The following is a 13,043-nucleotide window of genomic DNA, read 5'->3' on the forward strand; positions in this document are numbered from 1 at the left end:
AGCATGAATTTTCGCCTCACTTTCCCGGTGGAGCCGCTGGGGCCTTCCATACAACATTCCGACAAAGTGCTGCTGTCGGGTTCCTGTTTCGCAGAAGAGATCGGTTCGCGGCTGGAGCAGCACCGGTTTGATGTACTGCTGAATCCTAACGGCATACTTTTTAACCCGCTGAGCATTGCCCGGAGCATGACCGCTTACCTGGACGATAAGCGCTATACGGCCGACGAACTGTTTTTACATGAAGATATCTGGCATAGCTGGGACCATCATTCCCGTTTCTCCGGTACCGACCGCAACGCGGTGTTGCAGCGGATCAACGATTCGCAGGCGGCTGCCGCGGCGCGTTTGAAGGAGGCAGACTGGCTGGTGATCACGCTGGGTACGGCGCATGCCTGGTACCTTAAGGAAGATGGCCGCCTGGTGGGGAATTGCCATAAAGTGCCCGATGCGTCGTTTACGAAAAAACTGGTGCCGCTGGAAGAGATCATTTCAGCGCTGGACAACATGATGCACCGGCTGTTTTTCGTGAACCGCAAGGTGAATATCCTGTTTACGGTGAGCCCTGTGCGTTATGTGCGCGACGGGGTGGTGGAGAATAATCTGAGCAAGGCGGTGTTGTTGCAGGCGGTACATCATCTGGTGAACAAATTCGACCGGTTGTTTTATTTCCCGGCATATGAACTGGTGCTCGATGATCTGCGGGATTACCGGTTCTTCAGGGAAGATATGGTGCATCCGAACGAGCAGGCGTTGCAGTATGTGTGGGCGCATTTTTTGAAGGCGTGCGTGCAGCCTTCGTCGCAGGAAACGGCGCGGCAGGTGGCGGAGTTGCTGCGGGCTAAAGGTCACAAACCTTTCAATCCTGAAAGTCCTGCCCACAAACAGTTTATGCAGGCGATGGCGAAGAAGGCGCGTGCGTTGCAGGAGCAACATCCGTCTTTACAATTCAATGATCTGATTACATTTTTCGAGCAGTAATAATCGTACAAAATAGTTTGACGAAGCCGCCTTTTAAGGGCGGCTTCGTCGTTTATCACCGTAATTCTCCGTATTTCGGAGATATTCGCTTCTGAAACTGATATGTATATTTTGGCCGTGAAAATTGGGCCTTCTAACTTCATCATAAGGTTGCGTCCCTCAATGAGAACAGTCTGCAGGATCGCTATCCTGCAGACTGTTGTAGTATCTTATTGAAATTACCGTTTTCTACACTTCCGCTTCTTCCTCAAAACCGTCCGCGGTTTTCCTTTCCTTGATAAATACCATGCCGATCACCATACAGATCACCGCGATGGCAACCGGGTAAATGAGCCCTGCCAAATGGTTATTGTATTTCTGTACCAACAGGGTTGCGATGGCCGGGAGCATGCCGCCGAATACGCCATTGCCGATGTGATACGGCAGCGACATGGACGTGTAGCGGATGCGCGTGGGGAAGAGCTCCACCAGGAAAGCGGCGATGGGGCCATAAACCATGGTTACGAACACGACCTGAACGAATACGAGGAAAATGATCCAGATGGTTTGTCCCTGGCCGAGTTTCACTTCTTTTACCGCGGCTTTTTTGTCGGGGCTGGTGATTTCGGTGACGAGGGTGCCATCGGTAAACTCGCGGGTTTTGCGGGTGGTTTCGACGAGGTTGCCGTCATGCGGCGCGAGGGTGCTTTCGATGCGGTAACGTTCCACGATCTCCTGTTTGCGGGACAGGTCTACAGTGGTATCCATGGCATGATAGATGGGGAAATAACTGATGGCGGCGATCAGCATGCCCACCATCATGATCTTCTTTCGACCGATCTTGTCTGACAGGTGTCCGAAAAGGATGAACAGGGGCGTGCCGAAAAGGAGCGCCGTGGCGATGATGATGTTGGACTGTATGAACTCGATCTTCATGGTGTTTTGCAGGAAGGAGAGGGCATAGAACTGTCCGGTATACCATACAACACCCTGGCCCATAGTGGCGCCGAAGAGGGCGAGGAGCACGAGTTTCAGGTTTTCCTTCTTGCCGAAGCTTTCTTTCAGCGGGTTGGTGGAAGTTTTGCCCTCGGCTTTCAGCTTGGAGAACAGGGGGGATTCGTGTAGCCGGATACGGATATAATAGCTCATGAGCACCAGGAAGATGCTCAGCCAGAAGGGTATGCGCCAGCCCCAGTCGTTGAACGATTCCGGGGTCATGAGGAGCCTTGTGGCGAGGATTACGCCCAGGGAAACGAAAAGCCCGAGGGTGGCCGTGGTCTGGATGAAGCTGGTAAAATATCCGCGCCGGTTAATGGGGGAATGTTCCGCCACATAGGTGGCCGCGCCGCCGTATTCACCGCCCAGTGCCAGGCCCTGGGCCAGCCGGAGGATGAGGACCAGGACAGGGGCGAAAACGCCGATGGTGGCATAACTGGGGATCAGGCCGATGGCGAAGGTGCTGCCGCCCATAATGAGAAGCGTAAGGAGGAAGGTGTATTTACGGCCTACCATATCGCCCAGCCGGCCGAATACGATGGCGCCGAAAGGCCGCACCACGAAGCCGATGGCGAAAGTGGCGAGGGTGGCGATATAGGCAAGGGTAGGATTGGTGTCCGGGAAGAATTTTTCTGCCAGGATGAGGGATAGGCTACCGAAAATGTAAAAGTCGTACCATTCGATAAGGGTTCCCGCGGAGGAAGCGAATATTACCTGCCAGATATTCTGCTTCGGGTTGGATACATTCATAAAGTGAAATTGTTATCCGGAAAAGATAAAAAATAAGCTGAATGTTTCCAACCTTCGGGAGGTTTGCATTGTTTTTACCGTTAACTTTAAGAAACTACCTCGGAAATACCTCATGCTGCGGACGCTCGTTTTTTTACTGATAATTGTGGGACTATACCCTATTGAACTTTCGGCCCAGCGGCCCAAGGTCGGTCTCACCCTGAGCGGCGGCGGCGCCAAAGGACTGGCGCACATCGGGATCCTCCAGGCGATCGACAGTGCCGGGCTCCGCGTGGATTACCTCACCGGAACGAGCATGGGCAGTATCGTCGGTTCCCTTTACGCCATCGGTTATTCGGGCGATTCCATCGAGGTGATGGCCCGGCGGCTCGACTGGAGCGGGCTTTTCTCCAACCAGCCCGTTATGTCCGATATCAGCTACGAAGAAAGGAACGAATATAACCGGTATATGATCGAGATCCCGTTCGAGTACGGGAAACCCAAACTCAATTCGGGTGTGATTTCCGGCGAACAGCTGTGGCTGGAACTGGCGAAAATGTGCTGGCCGGTCCGCGATGTGAAGGATTTCACGAAGTTCAATATCCCCTTCAAATGCATCGCTACCGATGTTGCTACCGGCGACATCGTGACGCTCGACAAAGGTGAGATCGTTACTTCCATCCGCGCGAGCATGGCCATCCCATCCGTGTTCACAGCCGTGAAAATAGACGGACGGAAACTGGTTGACGGTGGTGTCGTCCGCAATTTCCCGACGGTGACCGCCCGCGAAATGGGGGCCGATATCATCATCGGGAGCAATGTAAGCGGGGGGCTGCGAACGGCCGACGAGCTGAATACTCCCATCGATATCCTTTACCAGCTGGGATTTTATAAAGACGCCGCCGATTTCGTGGAGGCGCGGAAACTGGCGGACGTATACATCGAGCCCGACCTTAAAGGCTATTCCGCCGCGGGTTTCGGGAGTGTAGACTCCATTATCGAGATCGGCAAGCGGAAGGGCAGGGAATTGTACCCCGTTTTCAAGCGGATGGCCGATTCCCTGAACGGAATCCAGTTCCTGGCGGCGCCGCCGAAAATCCGTCTGCCCGTGGTGCCCGACATCGAGATCACGGCGATCTCCGTGAACGGGCTCGTACATTCCGACGAAAAGTTCTTCCGGGGAAGGCTGGGCCTCGAAGCAGGCGGCTGCTATTCGCCGGACATGATCCGCGAAGCGATCCTGAACGTATATGGAACGCGGTTCTACAAGCAGATCACTTATAATCTTCGTCCGTTGGGGTATGGCCGTAGCGAGCTGGACATACAGGTAGAAGAAAACCCGCTCACCTACGTCAAATTCGCCCTGCATTACAATACCTACACCAGTGTAAGTGCTATCGTGAACATCACACAGCGTAATTTCGTCGTGCCGAACAGCCGCGCCCTGGTATCGGCAGCCATCAGCGAAAACCCGCGCCTGCGCGCGGAGTTTTTCAAATACCTCGGCCGCAAGCGCAACGTGGGTTTCGGGCTGGGAGCGTATTATGAAAACAACCCGCTGGGATATTACGTGGATTTCCGCAAAGAACTGGAATACCGCACCAAGTATGCCAATGTAAGCGGCTCCCTTCAATTCATGCTGAACAGGGTGATGGCTGTCGGGATCGGGTCTCGGTGGGAATATATGCGGGTGAAGCCCAAGCTGTCGCCAGTTGTTCAGATCGACGGCAATACCAATCAACTGAATTCGTACATCTTTTTCGGCCTGAACACCCTGGATCGCCAGCAATACCCGACCCGGGGCGCCACCATCAATTTTGAAGCGGGCGCCGTGCATAGCCAGAACCCGGATATGTTCGTGAGCCTGAATGGGCATAATTTGCCGCTCGACAGTATTGGGTTTACATTTAACAACTATACCCGGCTTACTTTCAAGTCGAACTATTACATTCCTTTCGGTCGGAAATCCTCACTGATGATGGGCGCCTACGCTGGTTTCAACTTCAATTATAACCAGCTCCTCATCAACGATTTCCGGATCGGCGGCGTCACCGATTTCAGCCGGGGCCAGATTCCGTTTGTGGGACTGTACGACGGGGAGATCAGCACCGCAAGCGTAGGGGCACTGCAACTGGGCTGGCAATACGAAGCCCTTCGCAATGTGTTCGCAATCCCGCGGGTATCCAGCGCAGTATACGACTTCATCGGCAACGTGGAATCCAAGTACCGGTATGTAACCGGCTATGGCCTTACGCTGGCTTACAGCACCAAGCTGGGGCCCATGGAAGCGACCCTCATGTACAGCGACCAGGCGCAGATTCTGAAGGCTTATGTGAATTTGGGGTTCCATTTTTAATGGGCAGATGAAAAGTTGCTGCAGCATAAAAAAATGATCACGACGGCAAAGCAGTTTTACTGAATGATGTCGATAATGCGTTTTTGCACGATATATTCAATGATTAGTTGATTTTGACATGGGGAATAGAATGGAAGTGTGAGATAGAAGTTGAATAATTATTTGAAAGAAATGTGGTTTTTTTACTTGAATTAAATGCGCTGCAAGTTGAAAAAACATGAGCTTGCATTACCAACATTACCGGCATGCAACAGCGCATGGATTGGATGCGGCCGATGTGGAACGTGCCTGTTTTTCCGTCGTCATGCACTATTTGTACATGTATAACAAGTGGCGGAAAATGTATCCCAAATTGGCGAATTTGGATGTGAGTTTTAAAGAAGAAGATTTTGAAAATCCTGGTACGTATGACACCATTTCGCCCTATTTCAAAAAGAAATACCCGCGTAATTGGGCGGAGAAGTTGGGATTGCTGGTAGGGAAAACGGTGGAAGAAGTAAACAGGTATGAAGCGCGAAGGCAACTTTATTACAATAAATAGCCAGGCAAATATCAGGTGCAGGTGTATTTTCCACCCGAGATCAAAAGCATAACTAATGCATCCGATCCCCGCGCACCGGGAGCTTGGCGATCATATCCGCCTCAAAGGCCAGCCATTCCGTCCATCGGCGGCGGACTTTCTCTTCGGGAATATATTCGTTCGCCAGATCGATGAACAGGCGGTAATGCCCTGCTTCGGAGATCATGAACTTGCGGTAAAACTCACGCAGGTAAGCATCTTCGAGCCCCTCGCTCAGCAGGCGGAACCGCTCCGCGCTCCGCGCCTCGATCAATGCGAATTGCAACAGCCGGTCGAGCAGCACCACATCCGGTGCGCCGCCTTTCTGCTGGAAATTCATCAGTTCATTCACGTATAAATCTTTCCGTTGCTTTCCCAACGCAAAACCACGCTTCTTCATTTCGGCGAGCACCTGGCGAAAGTGCCCCCATTCCTCCGTCACGATCGGCGCCAGTTCGTCTACAAGCCGCGCCCGGTCGGGGTACCGCTGTATGAGCGAAATGGCAGAAGTGGCCGCCTTTTGCTCGCAAAAAGCATGGTCCGTAAGGATTTCTTCGAGTGAAATGGCCGCCAGGTCTACCCATCGCGGGTCTGTAGGTAATTTCAGGCCGAGGATCGAAACTTTACTGCTCATACGCTGTTGTTAATTGGACAGCGAAGTTACAGATAAGATAATTAGTTTTGAAGTATGCAACACGAAGACTTTCTCCGCATAGCCCTTGATAAACGCCGCGAACAGCACGCTTTCCGCCAACTGCGGACCAGCGGCCAGCTCGTGGATTTCTGTTCCAACGATTACCTTGGCCTCGCGCGCAGCGAGCGCATCCAGGAAGCCGCGCTCCAGATCAGCCGGCAACTGCCCCAGGTACACGGCAGCGGTGGAAGCCGGTTGCTCGCAGGGAACTACGAACTGGTGGAAGAAGCCGAAAAAGTGATCGCAACTTTTCATGATGCACCCGCCGGACTGATCTTCAATTCCGGGTACGACGCCAACCTGGGCTTTTTTGCCAGCGTTCCCCAGAAAGGCGACGTCATCATTTACGACCAGCTCGCCCACGCCAGTATCCGCGACGGCATCCGGCTATCGCCCGCGCAGGGGTATTCTTTTCTTCATAACGATCTCGACGACCTCGAAAAGAAGCTCGCCAATGCCGACGGCCGCATTTTCGTGGCAGTAGAATCCGTATACAGCATGGATGGCGACACCGCGCCCCTGGGCGAGATCGCCGACCTGTGCGACCGCCATCATGCGCTGCTGGTGGTAGACGAAGCCCATGCCACGGGCGTGGTCGGGGAAAAAGGAGCGGGTTTGGTACAGGAAATGGGGCTGCAGGCGCGCTGTTTCGCCCGGGTCCATACCTTCGGCAAGGCAGTGGGCTGTCATGGCGCTGTTGTGCTGGGATCGGCCGTTCTTCGCGATTATCTCATCAATTTCTGCCGCGCTTTTATCTACACCACTGCTTTGCCGCCGCAGGCCGTGGCCGTTATCCTGGCTGCGTACGACGTTTTTCCCGACCTGCACGAAGAACGGAAGCACCTGCAGGGGCTGATACGGCTGTTCAAATCCAGGCTGGGCGGTTATAGCGAAACGCCCATCCAGGTGGTGATGGCCCCGGGGAACGAGCATGCGCGCGGATTGGCGCAGCATTTGCAGGGCAAGGGCATGGACGTGCGGGCCATTCTGCACCCGACCGTCCCGAAAGGGCAGGAACGCCTGCGGGTTGTGTTGCATAGCTTTAATACCACGGAGGAAGTGGAAAACCTGGCGGCCACTGTCTTGTCATATTCCTGAAAAGGCGTATATTAACTGTAGATTTCCTAACCTTCTAAAACTATTTTATGGAGATGCATCCCGTCTGGAAAAAAGTATTAGAAGAGGTCGAATTTGTATCCTGGTACCACGCTTTCGCTGAGCAGTTTCAAACCATGCCTCCCTTTACCGACCACAGCGTTACCGAAGCCCAGGATATGATCATGGAATTTGGGTTCCGCAAAACCGTCTATGATCCTGCAAATTTCCTCTATACGGTAGAAGGTGTGGACGATACCCGGTCCATCAAAGGCCTCGGCTCCGGCCTGAGCCTGTCGCTGAAAGAAGGAAAGATAGAGGTGGATGTGGTGTTTGACCTGGATCATGACACCCGCGTCGGTGGCCGGTTTTCCGGGGTGCCGTCACAAATGGGGTACAACGGCCCCGCCATTCCTGCGCCCGTATTTACCAACTACAAGGAATTGTACGCAGCGCTGAAACAGGTCTTCGGCATGTATGAAGACATTGGGAATAAAGTAATCGACATCTTCCTCGCCGAACCGGCTACCATGTAATCACTATGAGAATCCTTCCTTTACTGCTAACCATCGCCCTCGTCTGGGCGCTCAATCATCGTTTTGCCAATAAGCCTGCCTTCGGGATGCTGTTCAGTCCACAGCACGGATTCTGGGTGCATGCCGAGCCCGCGGGCCTCACATCGTCCGATTCCCAAATCTCGCTGCCGGCCCTCAAAGACTCTGCCAGCGTGTGGTTCGACGAGCGGATGGTTGCGCATGTTTTTGCGCGGAACGATTACGATGCTTATTACATCCAGGGTTACCTGCACGCCACCAACCGCCTCTGGCAGATGGAATTGCAAACCCACGCCGCCGCCGGCCGCCTTTGCGAGATACTGGGAGAAGGGCTCCTGCAGTACGACCGGCAGAAACGCCGGGAAGGGCTCACATACGGCGCTGAACAGGCCGTGAAGGCCATGGACGCCGATCCGGTTTCCAAACTGATCACAGACGCTTATACAGATGGCGTGAACGCATACATCCAAACCCTCCGCGAACGCGATTACCCGCTGGAATACAAGCTGCTGGGCTACGCGCCGGAACCCTGGACCAAACTAAAATCCGCCCTCCTCATCAAATACATGGCATACGATTTGGCGTCGTCCGGCGATGACATCGCCTATTCCAACGCCCGCAAGCGTTACGGGAAGGAAATTTTCAACCAGCTTTATCCCGACTGGCCCGACGTGATAGCGCCCATCGTTCCGGTGGGCACGCCTTTCGCCGCGGCCACGAAAAAAGCCGTGGCGCCGCCGGACAGTATCGTAACGGCCGGGATTGGCGCTTTCGATCCCGGATCGCGACCCGATCCGGACAACGGTTCCAACAACTGGGCCGTGGCGGCGTCCAGAACGAAGAACGGCGCGCCCATCCTGGCGAACGATCCGCATCTTTCGTTATCCCTTCCTTCGATATTTTACGAAATGCAGATCCATACGCCCGAAGTGAACGTGTACGGGGTTTCCATTCCCGGCGCGCCCGGCGTCATCATCGGTTTCAACGATCATATCGGCTGGGGGCTGACGAACGGGTATATGGACGTGCTGGATTATTATACGATGGATTTCCGGAACGGGAAAAGCGAATACCGCTTCAACGGCGAGTGGCGGAAAGCGGATATGCGCGTGGAAGAGATCCGCATCAAAGGCCGCGAGCCCTTCCGCGACACGGTGGCTTATACCGTTTGGGGTCCGGTGATCTACGATCCCGGCTTCGGCGGCGATGGTTTCGGCAATGGGTACCTCGCCATGCGGTGGACGGCCCACGACCGGTCGAACGAGCTGCTGAGCCTTTACCGCCTCAACCGCGCGAAGAACTACGCTGATTATACGAATGCGTTGCAGATCTGGAGCTGCCCCGCGCAAAACTTTTTATTTGCCAGCAGGGAAGAGGGTATCGCTATCTGGAACAACGGGAAACATCCGCTCCGCTGGAAAGACCAGGGGAAATTCGTGATGCCCGGCGGCGACAGTACGTTTGCCTGGCAGGGATACATCCCGATGAACGAAAACCCGCACGTACAGAACCCTGCACAGGGATTTGTGCAATCGGCCAATCAGCACCCGGCGGATAGTACGTTCCCGTATCACATGTTCGGTTATTATTCGATCTATCGCGGGTTGCAGATTCAGGAGCGTTTGACGGCGATGCAAAACATTACGCCGGAAGACCTGATGCGCCTGCAAAACGACAACACCAACCGCCTCGCGGTGAGCGCCATGCCTTTCCTGGCGGATTTTGTGGCGCCAACTGCGCTCAGCGCGGCGCAGAAACCGTATTGGGAGATGTTGTTCAAGTGGGACGGTGTGGCTTCGCCAGACAGCAAAGCCGCGACGCTGTTCAACCTTTGGTGGGAGAACCTGAATGCCCGACTCTGGCGCGATGAGATGCCGGTGACAGACAGTCTTGCCTGGCACATTCCCAATGCAGAAGCCACGCTGTACTGGCTGATGCGCGACAGTGCGATGCGTTTCGTCGACAATATCCGCACACCGGTCCGCGAAACGCTGACGGAACTTGTAACCGTTGCTTTGCAGGATGCGGCGGATACGGCGGCAGCGATTGCTTCCCGCGGCGATTTGGCGATCGGGAAAGACCGGGGAACGGATATCCGTCACCTGAGCAGGAGCATAGCGGCGTTCGGGCGTTTGGGATTGCAAACGGGTGGCGGGGCGCATATCGTGAATGCGACGAAGAAGACGCATGGGCCGTCGTGGCGGATGGTCGTGGAGTTAGGGAAGGAGACGAAGGGGTGGGGGATTTATCCCGGTGGCCAAAGCGGTAATCCCGGCAGTGCGTTTTACGATAATATGGTGGATGATTGGGTGGCTGGAAAATATTATTCGTTGCACGTATATGACGAACACAAATCTGCGGACGCAAATGTGCGGAAAATATTTTTTACTCCCGGGAAGTAGGGTGGTGGCTGGTTTGCGGAGATGTAACGAAATTAATTCATGAAATATTTGGCAGAAAATATTTAATTCCTATCTTTGCAATCCCAAACGAAACGGGATGATTCCGTAGCTCAGTTGGTAGAGCAATACACTTTTAATGTATGGGCCCTGGGTTCGAGTCCCAGCGGGATCACAGAGAATAGGGTTTACAATTATTGTAAGCCCTTTTTTATTCCCTCCAATTGTAGTTTTGTTTGGTTAAATTTAATCAGTGAAACTGCAAATCATACCCACGGACTTGTTACTTTCTTTCAAGGAAGAGATAGACGAAGTCGCTTTGTCTGCAGCATTCATTTCGTTGGTAGATGCCGAAATATCTACGGATGGATTCAGTTTCTATACTTCAGTAGCATCCGTATATTCCAGTAAGATCGAAGGTGCCGAAATTGAGCTGGATTCTTACATCAAACATAAGCGTTTCGGTATCCAATTCCAACCCGACTATACCCGCAAGATAGATGATTTATATACTGCTTATCAGTTCGTAAAAAATGCGCCGTTCACTCGCGCAACATTGAATGAAGCACATAAATTATTGACCCGGCATATTCTTCCCGAAAAATCACAGGGAAAATTCCGAAGCCAGAATATGTACGTTACGACGAATGACGGACAAATTGAATATGTAGCAGCTACTCCGTATGATGTGCCCGCTGAAATGGAAAAACTCTATGCCGACATTACCACATTACAGGAGGCTGATCTGTCGATATCGGAAGTGTTTTTTTTCGCAAGCATGATCCACCTTGTATTTGTTAAAATCCATCCTTGGGCAGATGGCAACGGGCGAAGCGCCAGGTTGTTGGAAAAGTGGTTCCTGACGGTAAAGTTGGGAGAAAAGGCATGGTTCGTGCAATCTGAAAAATACTATTACGAACATCACCGTCAATACTACGATAATATTAGAGCGTTAGGATTGGAGTATGAAGAACTGGATTATTCTAAGGCCGGTACGTTTGTTCGAATGTTAGTCGGGGCAATATTGAAGTGACATTTTGGAAAATACCGGCAAAGCGAAGTCGCTTATGGTTACCACACGACAGGCCACTTCTCCGCCAGGCATTGCCATAGGGCTCAAGAACTAATCACTAATCAATATCTTCGCGTCCTCGATCATTTTTCCCACGCTCGCGCTATCCGTCGCATCATAAAACCCCCTCAGCCTGCGTTCCCCGTCTACCAGGCAAACGTATTGGGTATGGATAAAATCCTCCTCCGTGCCCTTCTTCCCCGAATCCTCCACAGACAGCAGGTATTCCTCCCGCGCCATCCGGTACAGGGTATCCTTATTCCCCGTCAGGAACTGCCAGTTGCCGCCAAGGGCGTCGATGGTAGCGGCGTAGGCATGCAGCACCGGCACGGAGTCCATTTCAGGGTCTACGGTGTGGGAGAGGATCATGAAGTCGGGGTTGTTCCGGAATTCCTTGTACACGCGGTCGAGGTTGCGGTTCATCTGTTTGCAGATACCCGGGCAGGTCGTGAAGAAATATTCCACCACCGTGACCTTCCCGGCCACGTCCTTTTCGGTGAGCGTCCGACCGTCCTGGTTCATGAAGGCGAACGAGCCGGCATGGTGGCCGGGCTCACCGAGCACGGGGAGCTGCTGCCGGCTCTGCACGATATATACGGTAAGGCTGGCGATCCCGATCACGGTGGTGGCGATAATTGCGATGATAGCCAGTTTGGCCCCTTTTGTCATCTTCATGCTGATGTTCCTCCGGCCGCAAGTTCCGGAAAAAGATTAGAAAATAAAGGAAACATGCGCAATCGCGCGGTTGTTGGCCTTAACGAAGCCGCCTGCAAGATCCTGGGACATGGGTGCCTGGAAGTTCGCGCCTACCGCGATCTTGCTGAAAGTTACTTCCGCACCGAATGTCCCCAACAGCGCGTATCCGCCGGATACATCCACGGAGAAGCCATCATCATCGTCTTTCGCAGCCCGTTCATATGATATGCCGGCATTGGGCGCCACGGTCACGAATTTGCGGATACGGAATTTGTAGTACGCCTGCGCATTGGCGCTGAACTTGTTGCCGTATCGATAGTCTTCTCCGTTGCGGGTATTCACTTTGTAGCTGGCGGCCATGTTGATCCCGGCGTCCTGCAAGCGGATGTCGTACATCCCGTTGAAGGTGAAATCCACACTGCCGGAGCCCAGCTGGAAGATGTTGGCGCTTTCGGAACCCGTGTTCTTTTCCGCATCGTCGTATTTGCCGGTAGGCAGTTTTACGCCACCGCCCAGCCAGAAGGAATGTACCAGCAGCCTGCGGCCGACGGTCCGGCGATTGTCGAATAACTGATAGAAGCCCTGCACGCCGGCATCTCCGAGGCCGTTGCGGCGGGTGGTAATCCCCTGGTTAAGCTTTTCGTTGAAGCTCACGGGAACATACCCCATGATGCGGAATTTGTTGTTGATCGTCCAGCCGCCCCAGACTTCTGCGGTGCGGTAGGTCTCTTCCGTGGTGAGGTAGGTAATAGCACCGCCTGCCCCGATATGGGTGCGCAACGTGTTGTAGCGGTACCGGATGCCGGCGATCTTTTTACTGAACTCCGGAAGGATGCCGATGTAGTAACTGCCAACCCCGCAGCCGCAAATGTCGCAGGCGAAAGACGAAACCGTCAAGGTCAGGAACAGCGTCAGGATGGAAAGTCTCTTTTTCAT

11 protein-coding genes and 1 tRNA gene are annotated in these 13,043 nt (G+C 53.5%); 8 read left to right on the forward strand and 4 right to left on the reverse strand.

Features of this window, described 5'->3' with window-relative positions:
- The first annotated feature begins 3 nt into the window (after nucleotides 1-3).
- Nucleotides 4-978 carry a GSCFA domain-containing protein gene (locus tag EJ361_RS13190; protein WP_126246105.1) on the forward strand — a complete coding sequence of 325 codons (975 nt, stop codon included), beginning with the start codon at nucleotides 4-6 and terminating at the stop codon, nucleotides 976-978.
- Between the two features lie 228 nt (nucleotides 979-1,206).
- Here the strand turns inward: EJ361_RS13190 and EJ361_RS13195 are convergent, their stop codons facing one another.
- A complete protein-coding gene (locus EJ361_RS13195; RefSeq protein ID WP_126246106.1) occupies nucleotides 1,207-2,703 on the reverse strand; it encodes an MFS transporter in 1,497 nt (498 codons plus the stop codon).
- A 145-nt stretch (nucleotides 2,704-2,848) separates the two neighbouring features.
- On the opposite strand from EJ361_RS13195, the gene EJ361_RS13200 reads away from it, so the two are divergent.
- Nucleotides 2,849-5,038, forward strand: a complete 2,190-nt coding sequence (locus EJ361_RS13200) for a patatin-like phospholipase family protein (RefSeq protein ID WP_164714218.1) — start codon at nucleotides 2,849-2,851, stop codon at nucleotides 5,036-5,038.
- A 217-nt stretch (nucleotides 5,039-5,255) separates the two neighbouring features.
- Nucleotides 5,256-5,579, forward strand: a complete 324-nt coding sequence (locus EJ361_RS13205) for a hypothetical protein (protein ID WP_126246108.1) — start codon at nucleotides 5,256-5,258, stop codon at nucleotides 5,577-5,579.
- Between the two features lie 52 nt (nucleotides 5,580-5,631).
- Here the strand turns inward: EJ361_RS13205 and miaE are convergent, their stop codons facing one another.
- Nucleotides 5,632-6,231 carry a tRNA-(ms[2]io[6]A)-hydroxylase gene (gene miaE / locus EJ361_RS13210; RefSeq protein WP_126246109.1) on the reverse strand — a complete coding sequence of 200 codons (600 nt, stop codon included), beginning with the start codon at nucleotides 6,229-6,231 and terminating at the stop codon, nucleotides 5,632-5,634.
- Between the two features lie 54 nt (nucleotides 6,232-6,285).
- Here miaE and EJ361_RS13215 point away from each other — a divergent pair, with 54 nt between their 5' ends.
- The 5 genes from EJ361_RS13215 to EJ361_RS13235 all read left to right on the forward strand — a co-directional run bounded on the left by EJ361_RS13215 (nucleotide 6,286) and on the right by EJ361_RS13235 (nucleotide 11,372).
- On the forward strand, nucleotides 6,286-7,389 hold the full coding sequence (locus tag EJ361_RS13215; RefSeq protein ID WP_126246110.1) for an aminotransferase class I/II-fold pyridoxal phosphate-dependent enzyme: 1,104 nt from the start codon (nucleotides 6,286-6,288) through the stop codon (nucleotides 7,387-7,389).
- Between the two features lie 47 nt (nucleotides 7,390-7,436).
- Nucleotides 7,437-7,922 carry a hypothetical protein gene (locus EJ361_RS13220; RefSeq protein WP_126246111.1) on the forward strand — a complete coding sequence of 162 codons (486 nt, stop codon included), beginning with the start codon at nucleotides 7,437-7,439 and terminating at the stop codon, nucleotides 7,920-7,922.
- Nucleotides 7,923-7,927: 5 nt separating this feature from the next.
- A complete protein-coding gene (locus EJ361_RS13225) occupies nucleotides 7,928-10,342 on the forward strand; it encodes a penicillin acylase family protein (protein WP_126246112.1) in 2,415 nt (804 codons plus the stop codon).
- 99 nt (nucleotides 10,343-10,441) lie between these two features.
- A tRNA-Lys gene (locus EJ361_RS13230) sits at nucleotides 10,442-10,514 on the forward strand.
- 78 nt (nucleotides 10,515-10,592) lie between these two features.
- The gene (locus EJ361_RS13235) at nucleotides 10,593-11,372 is read left to right on the forward strand and encodes a Fic family protein (RefSeq protein ID WP_126246113.1); all 780 of its coding nucleotides are present in this window, start codon (nucleotides 10,593-10,595) and stop codon (nucleotides 11,370-11,372) included.
- 90 nt (nucleotides 11,373-11,462) lie between these two features.
- Here the strand turns inward: EJ361_RS13235 and EJ361_RS13240 are convergent, their stop codons facing one another.
- Both EJ361_RS13240 and EJ361_RS13245 read right to left on the reverse strand, forming a co-directional pair.
- Nucleotides 11,463-12,086 (reverse strand): SCO family protein, encoded by a 624-nt coding sequence (locus tag EJ361_RS13240; RefSeq protein WP_126246114.1) that lies wholly within the window; start codon nucleotides 12,084-12,086, stop codon nucleotides 11,463-11,465.
- 36 nt (nucleotides 12,087-12,122) lie between these two features.
- Nucleotides 12,123-13,043, reverse strand: coding sequence for a transporter family protein (locus EJ361_RS13245; protein ID WP_126246115.1), 921 nt, complete (start codon nucleotides 13,041-13,043; stop codon nucleotides 12,123-12,125).

Source organism: Chitinophaga rhizosphaerae (genome assembly GCF_003958645.1).
Taxonomy (GTDB): domain Bacteria; phylum Bacteroidota; class Bacteroidia; order Chitinophagales; family Chitinophagaceae; genus Chitinophaga; species Chitinophaga rhizosphaerae.

Excerpts from the sequence above, each read along its gene's own strand:
- EJ361_RS13190 (WP_126246105.1), top strand. The coding sequence starts at position 4 with ATGAATTTTCGCCTCACTTTCCCGGTGGAGCCGCTGGGGCCTTCCATA.
- EJ361_RS13195 (WP_126246106.1), bottom strand. The coding sequence starts at position 2,703 with ATGAATGTATCCAACCCGAAGCAGAATATCTGGCAGGTAATATTCGCT.
- EJ361_RS13205 (WP_126246108.1), top strand. The coding sequence starts at position 5,256 with ATGAGCTTGCATTACCAACATTACCGGCATGCAACAGCGCATGGATTG.
- miaE (WP_126246109.1), bottom strand. The coding sequence starts at position 6,231 with ATGAGCAGTAAAGTTTCGATCCTCGGCCTGAAATTACCTACAGACCCG.
- EJ361_RS13215 (WP_126246110.1), top strand. The coding sequence starts at position 6,286 with ATGCAACACGAAGACTTTCTCCGCATAGCCCTTGATAAACGCCGCGAA.
- EJ361_RS13220 (WP_126246111.1), top strand. The coding sequence starts at position 7,437 with ATGGAGATGCATCCCGTCTGGAAAAAAGTATTAGAAGAGGTCGAATTT.
- EJ361_RS13225 (WP_126246112.1), top strand. The coding sequence starts at position 7,928 with ATGAGAATCCTTCCTTTACTGCTAACCATCGCCCTCGTCTGGGCGCTC.
- EJ361_RS13240 (WP_126246114.1), bottom strand. The coding sequence starts at position 12,086 with ATGAAGATGACAAAAGGGGCCAAACTGGCTATCATCGCAATTATCGCC.
- EJ361_RS13245 (WP_126246115.1), bottom strand. The coding sequence starts at position 13,043 with ATGAAAAAGAGACTTTCCATCCTGACGCTGTTCCTGACCTTGACGGTT.